This window comes from Salinimonas profundi, from assembly GCF_014750655.1.
Lineage (GTDB): Bacteria > Pseudomonadota > Gammaproteobacteria > Enterobacterales > Alteromonadaceae > Alteromonas > Alteromonas profundi_A.
In genome coordinates this window covers 155,962-175,236 of sequence record NZ_JABBXD010000006.1, presented here as the reverse complement: position 1 = coordinate 175,236, position 19,275 = coordinate 155,962, and the positions used below count along the sequence as shown (strand labels likewise).

Here is a 19,275-nt window from a genome sequence, read left to right as displayed (position 1 = left end):
CAATTTTTGAATTTTCGATACGACATTAACGGCCTGCGGGCTATCGCGGTTATTGCCGTTGTTATTTTTCACTTTGATCCCACCTGGCTACCGGGCGGCTTTGCCGGGGTCGATGTCTTTTTCGTCATCTCCGGCTTTCTGATGACCAGCATTATCTTTCGCGGTTTTGAGAAATCTTCTTTTAATCTGGTTAAATTCTATATTGCCCGAGCAAACCGCATCGTGCCTGCACTGGCCGCATTATGCCTGGCTGTTCTGCTGGCCGGATGGTTCATTCTTTTTCCGGCTGAATACGCAGCGTTAGGCAAGCACGCAGCCAGTAGCGTCGCCTTCATTTCAAACTTTGTTTACTGGCAGGAAGCGGGCTATTTCGATGCCGCCTCCCATGAAAAATGGTTGCTCCACACCTGGTCACTGGCGGTAGAGTGGCAGTTCTATCTGCTTTACCCGCTCATATTGTTAGCGCTTAAACCTCTGCTGGGCGTCAATAAGCTACGCCACGCGGTATTAGCACTCACATTGGCTTTCCTGTTGTTCAGTATTGAGACCTCTGCATTATGGCCAAGTGCTTCATATTATCTGCTGGCCACCCGTTCCTGGGAGCTGTTGGCCGGCGGGCTGGTGTTTCTTTACCCGGTGTCGCTACGTGAAAGTCAGGCACGTGTTGTCGCCTGGATTGGCATTTTGCTTATCGGGCTGGCGTATGCAATTGTTGATGCAACACACCCCTGGCCCGGAACGCTGGCTATCATTCCTGTACTTGGGACTGCAATGGTCATCATGGCGAGCGTTCAAAATAGCTGGCTGACCAACAACTGGCTGTTTCAGCCTTTGGGTCGCTGGTCGTACTCCATTTATCTGTGGCACTGGCCATTGGTGGTATTTGGTTATCGCTACGATATCGAATACTGGTGGGTGGCCGGTGTCACGCTCTCTGTACTATTTGGCTTTTTAAGTTACCGTTTTATTGAAAATATCCGCTGGCAACGCATTGAGTCACTTCCAGGTCTGTGGCGCGCAAAGCCTGTGTGGATCGGCGCGCTGGCTCTGGTTACGGGGCTTACTATAATGACAAACCAGGGTCTGACGGAGCGTTTCACGCCACAGATGCAATCGTTGCTCTCATCGATGAGTCCGAGCCCTTATCGTGAAAAGTGCCATATCGATGACTATGACGATCCGGATAATGCCTGTGAATACGAAAATAACAATGTGACATGGGCGGTATTCGGTGACAGTCACAGTGTAGAACTCGCTTACGCACTTGCAGACAGGCTGGCACGGCAGGATCAGGGCATAAAGCACTACACCTTTTCAGGATGTGCCCCGTCGCTGTTACAGGAAAATGGCACCAGCCGGTGCACCCGCTGGTACAAAGAGGCGGTAGCAGACATTATCAGTGATAAGAGAATCGATAGTGTGCTTATCAATCACCGCTATTCCTGGGCATTGTTTGGCGATCATGTGCCCGATTATCCGGCCGTGCCGCAAGATGACGACCCTGAGCGCACCGCGCGAATTCTGCGTTCATTCGATGCAGCCATCCGTGAACTGGCCAGCCAGAAGTCTCAGGTGATTATTGTCTATCCGGTCCCGGAGATTGCTCGTACCGTACCGCTGCTGGTGGCCTCAGGCTATCTGTTTAAAGACAATACCGAGCAAATTATCGGGACAACGAGAGCGTACTACGAAAAGCGAAACGCCGTGATCCTCGAACATCTTAAAAGCACAGCGTATCCGGACAATGTAAAAATGATTCGTCCGGCAGATACCTGGTGCGATGAGGCAAACTGCTATGCGGTGAAAGGGGGCAAAGCCCTTTATTTTGATAGCAACCATCCTTCTGTATTTGGGGCGCAGGCCCTGATATCACTGATGCCTCAGGAATGGCTTGAATCGTCTGGCCTGAAAACCGGTGCGTTGTAAAAGCGACTGGCAGCGGCAACATGCTGGTTAACGACGCTGTTAGCGCCGATAATTGCAGCATTGCCGACATGGGTGTGGGGGAGCAGCAGCGAATTAGCGCCAATCCACGCGCTGTCCTCAATCACAACGGGGCCAGGCGATGACGTATAGCCTGCCACCGGGCCGCTACTGATAATGACATTGGGGCCGATAAAGGCCCCTTTACCAATGACAATGTTCTGATAACCCAGCAATGCACAGTTATGGTTGAAAAACGAACCTTCACCGACACGAACCAGTTCGGGAGATTCGCAGAAAAAATCAGGCTCGACAAAAAATGCGGCGGGCTCAGTAAACAAGCGACGAAACACACTACTGCGTTTTTGCTCGCCGGACTGAGTGATTTCCTGTTGCAGTCTGCGGTGTTTATCAACGATCTGCTGATTATGACTGGTCGCCATAAAATACTGGATATCGCCGTGCCGACGTTCCGGTTGCGCTACAGCGTCGCTTTGATTATGGTGCATGACGAATTATCCGAATAGATCGATACATTAATGTCTGACAGGGAAATTGTGCTGGTGCGTCATGGGCGTCCTGCGTCTGAAAATAACGACAGGTTGTCCAGCTCCGGATTTGCCCGCTGGGTAAAAAACTACAATCGTTGCGATTTACACCCTGACAGCCAGCCACACTGTCAGCGCGACTTTACCAATCACTATATCATCTCCAGTGCCCTGCATCGTGCACGATTATCGGCGCATCGATATACCGGTGAACCAGTCGCAGAGTCCAATTCTTTATTTAACGAGATGGAAATTCCCCGCTACCGGTTACCCGTCAGGCTCAATGCCTGGACTTGGGTATACCTGAACCGCGCGATGTGGATTGCTGGCAGGGGTGGTCCGTTCGAATCTTTTTCACAGGCCAGGCGCAGAATTGAGAAGGCATGTGACTTGCTTGTAGAGAGAGCAACAACGCATCAAAGCGTTGTACTGTTTGCTCATGCTATGACCAACCGTTTTTTATGTCGCTACTTAACGCGCCGCGGCTGGCAGGTTATCGAAAAAGATCATCGGTATTGGGGCGTTATTGTGCTGCGCAAACGGGCGCAACAGCACTAAAGTATGCTGTACCATGACATAGTATTAAACTTATGTGTCAGTAACGCCGATACATAACCTATTATAGCTGATAGAGTGAAGTCGCCATTGGTGAATAACAGACATTATGCAATAGCCTGTTCACGCGGAGGAGTGCAGTTAAATGTGCTCATCGCCATCATTTTTGCTTCGGTATTGGCAGGACTTATCTGGTATTTCGATCAGGCCGATCCCGGATTTCATCGCCAGGCTCTGAAAAAAATGGCGACACGTCTGCAAAACAATGCCGGGTATGCTCACTGGCAGTGGCAGTCAGAAAAACAGCCACCACGTATAATGATGGTTCATTATGATGCGCAGGACAGGGAAAAATCCAGACGCCCACTGGCCATGGCCAGTTTCGGCTACCCCAGAGTCGCAGACGATGAAGATGCCTGCGATACACTGTGGATGCAGCTTCTGGATGCACCTATGGAAGTCGAAGGGTTCAGAGTGAAAGGACGATATATACGCGGCGACCTGGAAAACGGGGAGGCGGTGAACGCATATTGTCGATTTTCTATTAGCTGTGGTGACCGGTTTGATTATATTATTCGCACCGGAAAAATTGACTGGTAGCCGTGGTTTTGCCTGCGTGGTAAAAATTAACAAAAATATGGCCCGGTCTTATTTTGCTGTTGTCTGGAAAGGTAAGTTGTCACTAGCCTGAGACAAAGCAAATTTAATGGGGAAAAAGGCGTGTTGAGAGTGGTCTTGACTTGCCCAAACCACCCCCCGTTGTTAAAGTGTGGTGATAATTAACGACGTCTTTGCTGGTGCGTACTCACCTCACCTATCACCACCGCCAGCGTACAGTTACAGGAATTTGTATTTCATGTTTAAAAAGCTTCGGGGCATGTTTTCTAATGATTTGTCCATCGACCTCGGAACAGCTAATACGCTGATCTATGTGAAAGATCAGGGCATAGTGTTAAACGAACCTTCAGTTGTTGCTATTCGCCAGGAACGCGCCGGTGGTCCGAAAAGTGTGGCCGCAGTGGGTGCAGAAGCCAAGCGCATGCTGGGTCGTACGCCTGGAAATATTCGCGCTATCCGCCCCATGAAAGATGGGGTTATCGCTGATTTCTTTGTTACAGAGAAAATGCTTCAGCACTTCATCAAACAGGTTCATGACAATAATTTTCTGCGTCCCAGCCCCCGTGTGCTGGTATGCGTCCCTTGCGGGTCAACACAGGTAGAGCGTCGTGCGATACGGGAATCGGCATTGGGTGCAGGCGCACGTGAAGTCTACCTGATTGATGAACCGATGGCTGCAGCCATTGGTGCGGGTCTGCCGGTTTCAGAAGCGACGGGCTCCATGGTTGTCGATATCGGTGGCGGTACCACAGAAGTTGCCATCATTTCACTGAATGGCGTGGTTTATTCCTCATCGGTGCGTATCGGTGGTGATAAATTTGATGAAGCCATTATCAACTATGTACGCCGCAACTTCGGCTCGTTAATTGGCGAGGCGACGGCTGAGCGTATCAAGCACGAGATTGGTGCAGCATACCCTGGCGAGGAAGTGCGTGAGATTGAAGTACGCGGTCGAAATCTGGCAGAAGGTGTGCCTCGCGGCTTCACGCTTAACTCCAACGAAATCTTAGAGGCCTTGCAAGAGCCGCTGACTGGTATCGTATCTGCGGTAATGGTTGCGCTGGAGCAGTCTCCACCTGAGCTGGCATCAGACATCTCAGAGCGCGGCATGGTGCTTACCGGTGGTGGCGCGTTGCTTAAAGATCTTGACCGCCTGCTGATGGAAGAAACCGGTATTCCGGTTGTGATTGCAGATGACCCGCTTACCTGCGTTGCGCGCGGTGGTGGTAAAGCCTTTGACATGATCGACCTCCACGGCGGCGATCTTTTCACTTACGAATAATATCGGGCAGGCAGCAATCACGCTGCCTGTTGGTTCTTAATGGATACCATATTTACCCGCGGCCCATCGCTGAACAACCGACTTGCGCTTGCCATAGCCTTGTCGGTTTTGTTGATCTTTGCAGACCACAAACTTGATGCCTTTCAGTCAACCCGCGTGTACCTGAACTCTATTATGAGTCCGCTGCAGTACATTGCGAACTTACCGAAAGTCTTGCTTAACGAAAGTGCGCAGCGGCTTACTTCACACCAGGCCTTGTTGGCGGATAACGAGCGGCTGACAAACCAGAACCTTAAAATGAGCGAGCAACTTCAGCGGTTTAATGTGTTGCAGGCTGAAAACGCTGAGTTGAGAAAATTACTGGATGTACCGGTAAAACCTCAGGTTCGCAAAATGGTTGCAGAGCTGATGGCCGTGGACAACAACCCGTTCAGTCAGCAAATTATGATTAATAAGGGCGCCCTGGATGGTGTCTATCTGTCACAGTCTGTTTTAGATGACCGGGGGATTGTGGGGCAGGTGATGGAAGTAGGCACGACGAACAGTAGGGTGGTGCTTATCTCGGATGTCACTCACGCTATTCCTGTTCGCTCACTTCGCAACAATATTCGCTTTGTGGCAACCGGTAACGGCGCGTTCGATGAGCTGTTTTTAGAGCATGTTCCTCACAGTGTGGATGTGCAGGAAGGCGATATGCTGGTGTCATCAGGCTTGGGCGAGGTTTTCCCTGAAGGCTATCCGGTGGCGCGCGTTTCATCCGTCGTACACGATGAGGGCCGGCCTTTTGCCACTGTTACCGCACAACCGCTAGCCAGACTTGATCGTCTGAAGCATTTGTTGCTGCTATGGCCGCAACAACGCCCTGATGCAGATACTGAGCAGCAGGCGCAGGAACCACAAAGTGCTGCCTCGCAGCAGGGAGAGTAGACAGAATTATGTTGCGGGCCCGCCACTACGTTATCGCTTCAACCATTCTTGTTGCACTGGTTTTACAAATTATGCCGTTGCCTATCCAGGCTGATTTATACAGGCCTGACTGGGTACTCATTGTACTGGCGTACTGGACAATGGCGTTGCCCCACAGGGTGAATGTTGGCGTGGCATTTTTAGCCGGGCTGGCAATGGATATTCTGTTGGGGACAGCGCTGGGCATTCACAGTCTTGCCCTCAGTGCGTCGGTGTATGTTCTGGCGGCTAACTATCAGCGTTTGCGCAATTACTCGGTATGGCAACAGGCCATCATAATAGGGCTGCTTTGCTCGTTGTATCATTTGGTGTTGTTCTGGTTGCAGCATTTGCTGACCGATATCCCGTTTCAGTTTGCCTATTTATGGCCGATTTTCAGCTCAATGATCTTGTGGCCATGGATTTTCTGGCTACTCAGAAAGCTACGCCGTCAGCTAACCATTACCTGAATCAGGGCTTCTATTATTATGACGCTTATCCTTGCTTCCGCTTCACCTCGCCGTACCGCACTGTTAAATCAAATGGGATTTGCCCACACGCAAATGCCGGTAGACATTGACGAGTCTCCCAAAGCCGGTGAAAAACCTGAAATACTGGTGGAAAGATTGGCGGCTGAAAAAGCGCTAACAGCGTATCAACGTTTAGATGATGAGCAAAAGCGTGATGCTATTATCCTTGCATCAGATACATTAATTGCCTTTGAGGGAGAAAGTCTGGGAAAGCCGGCCGATGAAGCAGATTGCGTTGCCATGCTGCAACGACTGTCCGGTCAGGTGCACGAGGTACTGACGTCTATCAGCGTGTTGGATGCGCAGCGTCAGGTGACCCAGACAATTATCACCCAGGTACACTTTGCTCCGGTAAGTGAGGCCCAGAGCCGTCAGTACTGGGCCACCGGCGAGCCGGCAGATAAAGCCGGCAGTTATGCGATTCAGGGGATAGGCGGCCAGTTTGTAAAATCTGTTAAAGGTAGTGTAAGTGCAGTGATTGGTCTGCCATTATATGAAACACGATGCCTGTTAAACGAATTCGGGGTGGATGCATGAGTGGTGAGTTGCTGATAAATGTCACACCATCAGAGTCGCGGGTGGCACTGATTGAAAACGGCATATTGCAGGAAATACATGTAGAGCGTCATACCAAAAAAGGTCTGGTAGGTAATATGTACCGTGGCAAGGTCAGTCGGGTATTGCCGGGTATGCAGGCGGCATTTGTCGATATCGGTCTGGAAAAAGCCGCGTTTTTGCACGCATCCGATATTGTTCTTCACAACGAGATTGTGGGCGAAGTGACTGCCAACCATATTCAAAAGCAGGATATCCGCGAACTGGTCCGCGAAGGGCAGGAAATTGTGGTGCAGGTGGTTAAAGATCCTATCGGCACCAAGGGCGCGCGCCTGACCACCGATATAACTATTCCCTCACGATATCTGGTATTTATGCCCAGTGTGACCCACGTAGGGGTATCTCAGCGCATTGAAGATGAGAATGAGCGAGAGCGTCTGAAAACGCTGATGGAAGAATTTTGTGATGATGATGGTGGTTTTATTCTGCGCACTGCGGCAGAAGGCGTAAGTAAAACTGAGCTTTCTCAGGATGCGGCATTCTTACGTCGGTTGTGGAACAAAATTCAGCAGCGGATGAAAAAGAAAAAGTCGAATGTGCTTTATGAAGACCTGCCACTGGCAAGACGGGTCATCCGTGACTTTGTGGGCACCGAACTTGATCGCATTCGCATTGACTCAAAACTGTCTTTTCACGAGCTTGAGGAATTCACCAAAGAATATGTGCCTGAGTTAAGCAACAAGCTGGATTACTATCGCGGTGATCGCCCTATATTCGATTTGTATGATGTCGAGAACGAGGTCCAGCGGGCTCTCGAGCGCAGAGTCGACTTGAAATCCGGTGGTTATCTGATTATCGACCAGACTGAGGCTATGACCACAATTGATATCAACACCGGTGCGTTTGTTGGTCACAGAAATCTCGAAGAAACTATTTTTAACACCAATATCGAAGCAACGCTGGCGATAGCCCGACAGTTACGGCTGCGCAATCTGGGCGGGATGATTCTTATCGACTTTATCGATATGACTGAATCTGATCATAAACGACGGGTCTTACATAGTCTGGAAGTGGCGACCAGTAAGGACCGCGCCAAGATTAATATTCACGGTTTTACCGCATTAGGGCTAATTGAGATGACCCGTAAGCGTACCCGTGAAAGTCTGGAGCACGTGCTTTGTGGTGACTGCCCGGTCTGTAAAGGGCGCGGGACCATGAAAACCATAGAGACGATCTGCTTTGAAATCATGCGCGAAATCGTCAGGGTTAACCGGGCTTACGACGCCGACAAGTTTGTGGTTTATGCTTCTCCGCATGTTGCCGAAGCGCTGTTAGGTGAGGAGTCACACATGCTGGCCGAGCTGGAAGTGTTTGTCTCTAAGCAAATTAAGGTGCAGACCGAGCCGCTTTATAATCAGGACAAATACGACGTTGTCATGATGTAGTGAATATGTGGCCGTTAATTACGGCCAGTCCTTTAGCAGTAAGTGAAAAAATCGCGTGGGAAAGAAAAGAGAAATAGCAGGTAACGTCGTCATCTGGACGGCAAAAAAGCTATGGCTGGGACTGGCGGTGTTTCTGGTACTCTTTGCTGTGCTGCTTAGTGTCCTGCGCTACTCACTGCCTTATCTTGATAACAAAAAGCCGTTGCTGGAAGACTACATTAACCAGCAATATGGGGTCGCACTTTCCATTGGTACCCTCAAAGCGGACTGGCTGCAAAGCGGCCCAAGTATCGTGCTTGAAGACGTCAGACTTCGAAGCAACGCACAATCGCCTATTGCGCTTAATGTCGATAATATCGATATCGAGCTGAATTTCTGGCAGTCACTTTCCACCGCACAGCTTTCTTCTAAACAGTTCAATCTTGATGGTGTCGCTCTTACCGTAGATACCACGCGTTTAAGTGGTGATGAGCAGCAAGCGCAATTTCCCGTTATAGATGCCCTCAACGATTTGTTTCTTGAGCAGCTTGAGCGGTTTTCACTGCGCAATGGTGTGGTTACGCTGCTCAAACAAGAGACTGAACAGGTCATTGAAATAAGCGAGTTGTCCTGGCTGAACCGTGACGGTCAGCATCGCGGGGCCGGCGCATTCCGCGTACAGGAGCTGGCCAGTAATGCCGCTACGTTTCTTATTGACCTTCAGGGTGGTAAAGACAACCTTCGTGGCACCCTTTACGCAAAGGCCGAAGATGTTGATATTTCGCCATGGGTAAGCGGCATGCTGCAAACCCGCCGGCCGCTGAAAGAAAGCCGGGCCAATCTGGAAGCCTGGGCTGAGGTGGAAAATAGCAAAATTAGCGCGGTGTTTACGCAGCTACATGATAGTCGCCTGACCTGGGGCGGGCAGGACAACGTCACAGTGAGTACGGGTATTCAGGACGGAAGCTTTCAGGCTCTGCCCAGGAATAACAACTGGTATTTTCGTGTCGATCAGTTAGAAGTGGTGTCGAATAATCAGCGTCTGGTCACTGATTTGGTGGGGCGGTGGTCTCCCGATAACGGTTTAATAATTAATACCATCAAACCCACACCGGTTAACCCGTTCCTGGTATTGTTGCCCTTATTTACCGATGACACCGCTGATGATGATGTCAGAGAGTTAGCACCCACCGGCCAGCTTGCCACCTTACAGATGAGGGCTGACCAAAGCGGGTTGGCGTTAACGGCCAAATTACTCGGTGTTAGCTGGCAGCAGCACAATGGCATTCCAGGACTGCAAAAACTGGATATTGATATCAATTGGGCTAATGCTCAGGGGGCTGTGCAGGTACAAAGCCGTGACACCATGCTGCTCACTGACACGCTCTTACCAGAAAATATAGGCCTTAATCAGCTTGATGCCACCATCTATGTTTACCCCTTGCAATCAGACGGGCAGCAGAACTGGATGCTCAGTTACGATGACCTGGTGCTTGACACAGCACTGGCAACAGTGACGCAAAGCCTGCGACTAAACCTTTCTGATGCTGATTTAAGTCTGCTCACCACCGTGAGTGATATGCCGGTAGAAAATGCGAAAAAGCTGTTTCCGGCTTCGCTGATGGGTGAAAACACTACCGCGTATCTAAACCGCGCCCTGACCGGCGCCGGAGAGGTCTCTGAAACACGAATTTTATGGCACGGTAATCCCGGCGACTTTCCGTTTAATGCTAACCGCGGTATTTTTCAGGCCTTTACGTCATTACACGATACAGACTTTGCATTTTCAGATGCCTGGCCTGCTCTGAACAACATGAACATGGCGCTGCAATTTGAAAATGACGGGCTAACGATGATTGCACCCGATGCGTCGCTGGCCGATATCGAGCTAACTGATGTCACTGCCTCGATTATTCCGCTGACCGGCTCAGCCGATTTGAACATCGCGGCTGGCGGCAGGGGAACGGGGGAACAATTAGCGGCGTTGATGATGCAAAGCTCGCTGTCTGCATCCCTGGGCAATGTGCTATCCGAAGAAGTTCAAATCAGCGGCCCCATCAGCACTGACCTGACTCTGACAATTCCGTTGAACGATGCGAATGTGGTTGCCAAAGGTACTGCCAGCCTGAAAGGAAATGTGGTCAAACTGCCCCGGCTGAAAATGACGCTTGAAGATGCGCGGGGAAAAATTGCTTTTTTGAATGAAAATATTAATACAGAGTCCTTGCAGGCTTGGCTGCTAGGGCAGCCGGTCTCGCTGGCTCTTACAGGCGGAAAAACAGATGATGGCTATGGTGTAGATATCGGGGCTAACGGACAATGGGATGTTGCAGCGCTTTCCGAGCGTTTCAGTGACACGCTTAGCAGCTACCTGAGCGGTTCCAGTGACTGGCAGGCAAATGTATCGGTGCAGCTTCCTGAAGATGGCTTCTCCTATAACGCCAGTATTACCTCAACCCTTGAAAATGTGCAGTCCGGCTTGCCCGCGCCGTTTAATAAACCTGCCGATGCAGTAAAACGGTTTGCTATTTCCAGCGTGGGAGATGAAAAAGCATCCACGATAAAAGCCCTGTTCGGTGACGATGTTGCCTTTGACGGCATACTCCCGCACCAGGAGATGCAATTTTCCAGAGCACACCTGGCATTGGGCAAAAGTGATTTTACCGGACGAGGTATCGGTTTAAGCGTCTCGGCAAATTTGCCGCGCATAGATGCTGGTAGCTGGTACACGGTCATTGATGAGTTAATCGGACAACAGCAAGAAGTTAACGATGAGCAGCGAGCATTGTTCGCTGTTCCCCAGCGCCTTTTTATTAACACCGATGAGCTGATCGTAGCCGGTCAGACATTGACCAATGTGGATATCACCGCCAAACAAAACAGTAATAACTGGTTGCTGGATATCGATACAACGCAGGCGCGGGCCAATGTCAGTATTTATGAAGACTTTCTGAAAAGAGGGATTCGCATAGAGGCTGATTATATAAATCTGCCCACCTGGACTGCATCTGACCCGGCAGAAACAGCTCCGGCGGTAAAATGGTCGGCCGAGACCTTGCCCCCGGTATACGCATTTTGTCAGCAGTGTACATTGCTGGGCAATGCGTTGGGGCAGGTCACGCTCGACGTGGTGCGCGGCGACAGCGGTATGGTTATTCGTCAACTGAGCACCAGTAATAAACATACGCAGGTAAATGCCAGCGGAAACTGGAATACGCAGACACAAACCACTACTTTGAACGGAACGCTGAAAAGTGATGATGTGGGGCGTATGCTACAGGACCTTAACGTTAACTCAGGGATAAAGGACTCCGCGGCCTCAATAGCGTTTACGCTTGGCTGGCCAGACTCTCCCATGGATTTTTCCTTGGAAAAGCTTAACGGCGATATAAACTGGCGACTGACCGACGGGTATTTAAGTGAGCTCAGTGACAAAGGCTCTCGCATATTTACCTTATTCAGCCTTAACTCGTTAGTTCGTAAGCTCAGCCTGGATTTCAGGGATGTGTTTGCTAAAGGCTTTTTCTACGATGACATGAGCGGCACGCTTTCGATTGCTGATGGCAGAGCGACAACAGACGATACGATTATTGATGGTGGCGCCGGTGAGATCACCATTAAAGGGGTGACCAATCTGGCCGCACAAAAATTAAATTATGATGTGTCTTTTACCCCTAATGTCACCGGTAACCTGCCGGTTCTTGTCTATTTTCTGGCGTCACCGCCTACTGCGCTTGCTGCGCTTGCCATCGACCAGGTGTTGACGTCGGCCAAAGTAATCTCCAATGTTAATTACAAGGTAACAGGTACCTGGGACAATCCTGAATTCATCGAGGTTGGGCGAGACAGTAAAGAAGTGACACTGCCGGCAAGACAGAAAAATGACAAGGAAAAACCGGCACCGCTGTCCAAACCCGACCTGGAAAGACTCAATCTGGAGGTACAAGATGGTTAATCTGGTCGCCGTACAAATGACAAGTCAGCCTGATATAGACGAAAATCTGGCGTATGTAGAAAAACAACTGGATGCGCTGGATACCGGCGAACCGACACTGGTAGTGTTACCGGAATGCTTTGCACGGTTTGGAACCCGCGATCGCGAGTTGCTTGATGTGGCTGAGCCGCGCTACACCGGCAAAATTGGACAGGCCATGCAGGCGATGGCGAAAAAACACGGTGTCTATTTGGTTACCGGTACCTTCCCGTTGGTATCTGAGGATCCTGACAAATTTACAGCGTCCTGCCTTTTAGTCGGGCCGGATGGCAATGTTATAGATGAATACAAGAAAATTCATATGTTTGACGTCGCCATCAAGGACAATACCGGCAGCTATCAGGAGTCCAAATACACCCAGGCCGGTGACCGGGTTGTGGTTTGCGACACGCCAATAGGGCGTATCGGGCTGGCAGTGTGTTATGATGTGCGCTTTACCGGGCTGTTTAATGCTATGGGTGATGTCGATATTCTGGTATTACCTGCCGCATTTACACGGCATACCGGGAATGCGCACTGGCATACACTGGTCCGGGCGCGGGCAATAGAAAAGCAATGCTTTGTTGTGGCACCGAATCAATCCGGTGAACATGCTAACGGGCGCCAGACATTCGGGCACAGCGTTATTTATTCGCCGTGGGGCGAGACGCTGGCCGAGCTTGGCGAACAATTAGGTACCGCTCACGCGAAGGTTTCTGTCAGCGACAGAGAAGCGATCAAAATGAGCATGCCGGTAAGCCAACATAACCAATTCAGGAGCGATTTTGTCAAATAACGTAGCTAGCCATTTACTGACGGATTCGGGACTGGACATGTCCTCGCTGGAAAAAGCGCTGGGGCAGATTCACAGTCATGATACCGATTACGCTGACCTGTACTTTCAGTCCAGTCAGCATGAAAGCTGGGTGCTGGAAGACGGCATCATAAAAGAAGGCAGTTATAACATTGAGCGCGGCGTTGGCGTTCGAGCCATCAGTGGTGAGAAAACCGGTTTTGCGTATTCTGACGAGATCAGCACTGAAGCCTTAACCAAAGCCTGTAAAGCTGCACGGACTATCGCTCCTGCCGGTGGCAAAACCGCAGTCAGCGGGTTCGGTGAACAGCAGTATCCGCACCGCTATCAGGCTGATAATCCGTTATTGGGAATGGAAGAAGCCGAAAAAGTCGCCTTACTTAAAGCTGTTGATGCCTATGTACGACGCCAGGAGCCTGATATCAATCAGGTTGTGGTTAGTCTCACCGGGGTATACGAAGAAGTCCTCGTGGCCGCCAGCGACGGCACCTTTGCGACTGACATTCGTCCTCTGGTAAGGCTGAACTGTTCTGTATTAATGGAAAATGGCGACCGGCGTGAACGGGGCAGCTCGGGGGCGGGCGGCCGTCACAGCTATTCATTTTTTCAGTCTGATGATAACGGCAGACCGGTTTATGAGCAGCTGGCTGATGATGCGCTTCACATGGCCCGCGTAAATATGCAGGCGGTGGCATCGCCGGCCGGTACGATGCCCGTGGTACTGGGTAGTGGTTGGCCCGGTGTGTTGCTGCATGAAGCAGTAGGTCACGGTCTGGAAGGTGACTTTAACCGAAAAGGCGCATCTACGTTTAGTGGTAAGATGGGGCAGCGGGTAGCCGCAAAGGGCGTAACCATTGTAGATGATGGCACCCTGCAGGATCGTCGTGGCTCATTGTCAGTGGATGATGAGGGAACGCCTACTCAGCGTAACGTGCTTATTGAAGATGGTATTCTGACCGGCTACATGCAGGATAAAATGAACGCGCGTCTGATGGGTGTTAAACCAACCGGTAACGGCCGTCGTGAGTCTTTTGCGCATCTGCCAATGCCACGCATGACCAATACCTACATGTTGGCCGGTCAATACGACCCTCAGGAAATTATCCAGACTATCGATAAAGGCATTTATGCGCCTAATTTCGCTGGTGGCCAGGTGGATATCACATCCGGTAAGTTTGTGTTTTCAAGCGCTGAGGCGTATTTAATTGAAAACGGTAAAATTACTGCGCCGGTAAAAGGCGCAACGTTAATTGGCAACGGCCCGGAAGTGATGCAGAAAGTGTCAATGATTGGTAATGATGTTGCACTGGATCGTGGTGTTGGCGTCTGTGGTAAAGACGGTCAGTCCGTACCGGTGGGCGTAGGGCAGCCGACCCTGAAAGTTGATGAGCTGACGGTAGGCGGTACAGCCTGACATAGCGGCTGTACTCTGACTGACAAAAAAAGCCCCGCTGCGTTTAAACAGCGGGGCTTTTTTATGCAGCGAAAGAGCGTTACTCAGGTTCCATATGCGACTTAAGGTACTGAAACAGTTCCCGGTAGGCTTTGGGTGGCGCATTTTTTTCGCGCTCTTTTTTTACCTGGCGATGTAACTGACGCAACCTTTGTCTGTCCATTTCAGGATAGCTTTCAATTAAGGGCTGAATGGCATCGTCGCCCTGTTCGATAATGTCTTCGCGCGCTTTTTCCATCGCATGGAACGCCGCGTTGGTTTGCTGATGCTGATGAGTCAGCTTGTCCATCGCCTCATTGATGGGCGTAACATCGCGCTGACGCAGCAATTTTCCAATGTACTGAATCTGGCGACGGTAACCTTCCTTCTTACGATTCATCGCCCGGGCCTGCATGACAGCTTCCTCAAGCTGTTCATCCATAGGGATAGTTTGCAGGTGCGCCGGTGACAACAAAATAAGTTCCTCACCGCGTTTTTGCATAAGCGCTGACTGACGCTTAAGCTCAGTTTTACTGACCCACTCTTCAGATTCATCTGCCTGGATATCATCAAAGTCAGAATCTTCAGGTGAATGATGCTTATGGTCGCTCATTGGTATCTCTAAGTGTTACACTGATAATACTTATAATTGTGACACACAACTTCGGGATAGCGAAACTGACTATGCAAATTGACCAGCAAATCGCAGAAATACAAAATATTGTTGATGATGTACTTGGCATGGCAAAAGCCAAAGGGGCTACGCAGGCTGAAGCCAGCATGTCGAAAGTGCAGGGTATTGCGGTGTCATCCCGAATGAAAGAAGTCGAAAATGTCGAGTTTACCAATGACGGTGGCCTGGGCATCAGCGTCTATGTGGGCAAACATAAAGGCAGTGCCTCTACCGCCGATTTGAGCAAAGAGGCATTAAAGCTGACGGTGGAAAAGGCCATTGATATCGCCCGCTATACCAGCGAGGACCCTTGCACCGGGTTGGCCGACGCTGAACTAATGGCAACATCATTTCCGGATCTTGAACTGTATCATCCGCAGGAGCTGGATCCACAACAAGCCATGCAGATTGCCATTGAAGCAGAAACCGCTGCACTGGATTATGATCCCCGGGTGGTGAATTCAGACGGCGCGAATTACAACGCTAACCACGGTATGCGTGTATATGGTAATACCCACGGCATCAACGCCGGCTATCCTAGCAGCCGCTACAGCTTAAGCTGTATGACGATAGCGGCAGAAGATGACGATATGCAGCGCGATTATGCTTATACCGTCAGCCGTCGTCCGGATGGCCTGAAAAGCGCGGTATCGGTAGGTCAGGAAGCGGCTGATAATACTGTTACCCGACTTGGCTCCCGTAAAATCAATACGGCGAATGTACCTGTGCTTCTGCACAAAGATGTCGCCTCTTCGCTGTTTGGTCACTACGTCAGTGCCATCAGTGGCGGCAACCTGTATCGTCGCTCCAGTTTCCTGCTGGATAAGCTGGGTGCGCAGGTATTTCCTAAGTGGCTGGACATTGAAGAATTACCGCACCTGAAAGGCGGGCTGGCCAGCTCGAATTTTGATGCTGAAGGCGTGGCAACCCGCGATTTGCAGGTTGTAGAGGACGGCAAGCTGGCACATTATCTTTATACCACTTACTCTGCGCGCAAGTTAAATACAACCCCTACCGGTCATGCCGGTGGTATCCATAACTGGATTGTCGGGCATACCGGTCATGATGATAAAGCATTGCTGGAAGAGATGGGAACCGGGCTGCTGGTAACCGAATTGATGGGGCAGGGTGTCAGTGTAGTGACAGGAGATTACTCACGCGGCGCAGCAGGCTACTGGGTTGAAAACGGCGTTATCCAGTATCCGGTGCATGAAATTACCATTGCCGGTAATCTTAAAGATATGTTCGCGAATATTCGCGCAATAGGTAAAGAGCGCGATGTGCGTGGTGGCGTGCAAACAGGTTCTGTGCTTATCGACAATATGAAGGTGGCAGGAAGCTAATCCGGCTATCTAAGAACGAAACGTTAAAACAAAAAAAAGCGCAGTAATGACTGCGCTTTTTTATTCATGCTGGCGAATTAACCATCAACGGAACCGCAGAAGCGATAACCTTCACCATGGATGGTTACAATCAATTCCTCATCGCTCGGCTCAGATTCAAAGTGCTTACGGATACGACGAATCGTTACATCAACTGTTCTGTCATTGGGACGCAGCTCGCGGCCGGTCATCTCCATGATCAGTTGCTCACGGGTAAGAATCTTGCCCGGATTGCTTAAGAACAGATGCAAGGCTCTGAACTCACTGCGCGGCAGGCGGAACTCTTTGCCGTTAGGCGAGATCAGCGAGCGACTGTCACCATCCAGCGTCCAGCCATTAAAGCTGACACGACTTGGTAAGTCGTCATCTTCTGCTGTATTGGTGGTACGTGATAACAGGTTGCGGGCACGAATGGTCAGCTCACGCGGATTAAACGGCTTGGTCAGATAATCATCGGCGCCGATTTCAAGGCCCAAAATACGGTCAACATCGTTATCTCTGCCGGTTAAGAAGATTAACCCGACATTTTTACGGTCACGCACTTCCCGGGCCAGAATCAGCCCATTCTTTCCTGGCAGGTTGATATCCATGATGACCAGATTGATGGAGTGATTCTCGAAAAAATCATGCATTTGGTCGCCATTTTCGGCTTCAAAAACGTTATAGCCTTCAGCTTCAAACAAGCTTTTGAGGGTGGTACGTGTGACCACTTCATCTTCAACAATTAATACATTTGGCGTCTGCATGGTGTTTCGCACTCTTTTACAATCGGTTAAAGCAATATTCTGGTTTAAGTGTATTATTCGTTACTTTCTTTTCAAGTTTGTGACGAATAAAACCTGACCTACGGTATAAGGGTTTGTAATAAAATTACAAGGCCCGGACTCACGACTATTCGTTTTCATTTCCGGCGGTTGCTGTTTCGACAGGAAAAACGATAAGAAATTCCACGCCTTTTCCTTCTTCGCTGGAAAGTGTGATAGAACCGTTTAATCCCTGCGTGACAAGATTGTATACCAGGTGCATACCCAGCCCCGAACCGCCTTGCCCGCGCCGGGTAGTAACAAAGGGGGCAAAAATACGCTTGCGTATTTCGTCGGGAATTCCCTTGCCATTATCTTTATACACCAGTTTCAGTGTACTGGTTGTCATCAGATCCGCCGTGATATCTATCGTGCCACTTTCTGTGTCTTCAAAGCCGTGGACTACGGAGTTCACAATCAGGTTGATCAGTATCTGGTTTATCGGGCCCGCTTTTGTTTCAACGTGTAAGGTAGGGTCGCAGTGAACGTTGATTTTATGCTGGTGCTTTTTAAGCTGAGGCCTCAGAGATAGTAGTATCTCATTAATTAACTGTGAAACGCAAAAAGTTCGGCTGGATTCAGTTGTTTGATCGACTGCAACCTGTTTAAAACTGGAAATCAGTTCAGCGGCCCGGTTCAGGTTCCGGTAAATAATATTGAGGTTTTCCTGGCTGTCGCTTAAAAACCGGTCCAGCGCGCTGGCTTTTAGCGTCCGGTTTTCAAAATCCTTCTGAATGTCACCAATCTGATCCAACATCATCGTGGAAGCCGTCACACCCAGACCTATTGGCGTATTTACCTCATGCGCTACGCCTGCCACCATGTCGCCCAATGACGCCATTTTTTCATTTTCCACTATCTGGCGCTGGTACTGGTGTAATTTCTCCAGCGTCTGAATCAGCTCCTGGTTCGCCTCTTTAAGCGCGACCGTGCGCTGACTGACAATATCTTCAAGGCTGGCATTTAACTGGCGGTGCTGCTCTTCAGCCTCATGTTGCTTTTGCACATAATCCTGCATGCGCGCCAGCAAAACATTAACTGCATCGGTGAGAATGTTCAGCTCATTGATGCTGGAGGTAGGAGTACGCGCTGAATAATCCCGTAAGCGGGCGGTGCGCTGTAGAAAATCCGCCATTGACTCGATAGGTCCGACGATCACGCTTTGCAGCCGCAACGCCAGTATAAGTGTCAGTATCATCATGACGAACATCACGCCCAGATTCAGCAAGATAGCCTGACCCACCAGGCTGTTGAATTTGGCTGCAGAGGCGCTCAGATAAATATATCCGACATAATTGTCGTTGTAGGTCACCGGGCGGGCAACTTCGACGGTACCATCGCCCATGGACGGCGTTTTGAGAAGATGTATACGACGTGACTGGTCCTGTATAGGCGGCTCACCGGGTTTGTGATAACTGGATAAAAAACTTAAGTCATCAGAGCGGTTCGGGTTATACCAATAGGCGTGAACATGGGCGACAATTTCTGCTTGGGCAGCACTGCTGAGGTGGCGCATGGTGGACTGTTCATCACCACTGGCAATATCCTGCGCGGCATTTTCGCTGATGATATTGGCCAGCATCACCACGGTCTCTTCAAGATCTTCGCGGTATGAGCTAATTTGCAGATACAGGGACAAACCGGTTGCCAGAACCAGCGTAATGGTGGCGATTGCCATTATCACCCACAGAAACAAACTGCGTATGGAAAGCCGTGCCGATGTGGCTGTCATTCTTGTCGTTTAACCGCGATAGAGTGGAAAGCAGCGAATAGAACTATAGTGGCCCAATATGGCCGAAAAAGAAAGCGCGGGCCCCA

General features: G+C 50.1%; 16 protein-coding genes. 12 read left to right on the top strand and 4 right to left on the bottom strand.

Going from position 1 to position 19,275, the window contains the following annotated elements:
* Window positions 1–6 precede the first annotated feature (6 nt).
* Window positions 7–1,926: an acyltransferase family protein gene (locus HHX48_RS11965; protein ID WP_191025392.1), complete on the top strand. Its 1,920-nt coding sequence runs from the start codon at window positions 7–9 to the stop codon at window positions 1,924–1,926.
* On the opposite strand, the gene HHX48_RS11960 is transcribed toward HHX48_RS11965, so the two are convergent.
* The gene (locus HHX48_RS11960; RefSeq protein WP_191025390.1) at window positions 1,881–2,432 is read right to left on the bottom strand and encodes a DapH/DapD/GlmU-related protein; all 552 of its coding nucleotides are present in this window, start codon (window positions 2,430–2,432) and stop codon (window positions 1,881–1,883) included. The genes HHX48_RS11965 and HHX48_RS11960 overlap by 46 nt on opposite strands.
* Before the next feature lie 30 nt (window positions 2,433–2,462).
* Here HHX48_RS11960 and HHX48_RS11955 point away from each other — a divergent pair, with 30 nt between their 5' ends.
* The 10 genes from HHX48_RS11955 to tldD all read left to right on the top strand — a co-directional run bounded on the left by HHX48_RS11955 (window position 2,463) and on the right by tldD (window position 14,581).
* Window positions 2,463–3,029, top strand: a complete 567-nt coding sequence (locus HHX48_RS11955; protein ID WP_191025389.1) for a histidine phosphatase family protein — start codon at window positions 2,463–2,465, stop codon at window positions 3,027–3,029.
* Window positions 3,030–3,161: 132 nt separating this feature from the next.
* Window positions 3,162–3,626 (top strand): hypothetical protein, encoded by a 465-nt coding sequence (locus tag HHX48_RS11950; protein WP_191025387.1) that lies wholly within the window; start codon window positions 3,162–3,164, stop codon window positions 3,624–3,626.
* A 256-nt stretch (window positions 3,627–3,882) separates the two neighbouring features.
* Window positions 3,883–4,926 (top strand): rod shape-determining protein, encoded by a 1,044-nt coding sequence (locus HHX48_RS11945; protein WP_018984381.1) that lies wholly within the window; start codon window positions 3,883–3,885, stop codon window positions 4,924–4,926.
* Window positions 4,927–4,965: 39 nt separating this feature from the next.
* On the top strand, window positions 4,966–5,853 hold the full coding sequence (mreC, locus tag HHX48_RS11940) for a rod shape-determining protein MreC (RefSeq protein ID WP_191025385.1): 888 nt from the start codon (window positions 4,966–4,968) through the stop codon (window positions 5,851–5,853).
* Between the two features lie 11 nt (window positions 5,854–5,864).
* Window positions 5,865–6,341: a rod shape-determining protein MreD gene (gene mreD, locus HHX48_RS11935; RefSeq protein ID WP_191025543.1), complete on the top strand. Its 477-nt coding sequence runs from the start codon at window positions 5,865–5,867 to the stop codon at window positions 6,339–6,341.
* A 12-nt stretch (window positions 6,342–6,353) separates the two neighbouring features.
* Window positions 6,354–6,938: a Maf family protein gene (locus HHX48_RS11930; protein ID WP_191025542.1), complete on the top strand. Its 585-nt coding sequence runs from the start codon at window positions 6,354–6,356 to the stop codon at window positions 6,936–6,938.
* Window positions 6,935–8,401, top strand: a complete 1,467-nt coding sequence (gene rng, locus HHX48_RS11925) for a ribonuclease G (RefSeq protein WP_191025382.1) — start codon at window positions 6,935–6,937, stop codon at window positions 8,399–8,401. The genes HHX48_RS11930 and rng overlap by 4 nt, the downstream gene beginning before the upstream one ends.
* 55 nt (window positions 8,402–8,456) lie before the next feature.
* Window positions 8,457–12,335: a YhdP family protein gene (locus tag HHX48_RS11920; RefSeq protein ID WP_191025380.1), complete on the top strand. Its 3,879-nt coding sequence runs from the start codon at window positions 8,457–8,459 to the stop codon at window positions 12,333–12,335.
* Window positions 12,328–13,149: a carbon-nitrogen hydrolase family protein gene (locus HHX48_RS11915; RefSeq protein ID WP_191025378.1), complete on the top strand. Its 822-nt coding sequence runs from the start codon at window positions 12,328–12,330 to the stop codon at window positions 13,147–13,149. The genes HHX48_RS11920 and HHX48_RS11915 overlap by 8 nt, the downstream gene beginning before the upstream one ends.
* On the top strand, window positions 13,139–14,581 hold the full coding sequence (gene tldD, locus HHX48_RS11910) for a metalloprotease TldD (protein ID WP_191025376.1): 1,443 nt from the start codon (window positions 13,139–13,141) through the stop codon (window positions 14,579–14,581). The genes HHX48_RS11915 and tldD overlap by 11 nt, the downstream gene beginning before the upstream one ends.
* Before the next feature lie 79 nt (window positions 14,582–14,660).
* On the opposite strand, the gene yjgA is transcribed toward tldD, so the two are convergent.
* Window positions 14,661–15,212 carry a ribosome biogenesis factor YjgA gene (gene yjgA / locus HHX48_RS11905; protein ID WP_191025374.1) on the bottom strand — a complete coding sequence of 184 codons (552 nt, stop codon included), beginning with the start codon at window positions 15,210–15,212 and terminating at the stop codon, window positions 14,661–14,663.
* 71 nt (window positions 15,213–15,283) lie between these two features.
* On the opposite strand from yjgA, the gene pmbA reads away from it, so the two are divergent.
* On the top strand, window positions 15,284–16,615 hold the full coding sequence (gene pmbA, locus HHX48_RS11900) for a metalloprotease PmbA (RefSeq protein WP_191025371.1): 1,332 nt from the start codon (window positions 15,284–15,286) through the stop codon (window positions 16,613–16,615).
* Window positions 16,616–16,692: 77 nt separating this feature from the next.
* Here the strand turns inward: pmbA and arcA are convergent, their stop codons facing one another.
* Window positions 16,693–17,400 (bottom strand): two-component system response regulator ArcA, encoded by a 708-nt coding sequence (gene arcA, locus HHX48_RS11895; protein WP_139754933.1) that lies wholly within the window; start codon window positions 17,398–17,400, stop codon window positions 16,693–16,695.
* Between the two features lie 145 nt (window positions 17,401–17,545).
* Window positions 17,546–19,189, bottom strand: a complete 1,644-nt coding sequence (locus HHX48_RS11890) for a sensor histidine kinase (RefSeq protein ID WP_191025370.1) — start codon at window positions 19,187–19,189, stop codon at window positions 17,546–17,548.
* Window positions 19,190–19,275: the final 86 nt, after the last annotated feature.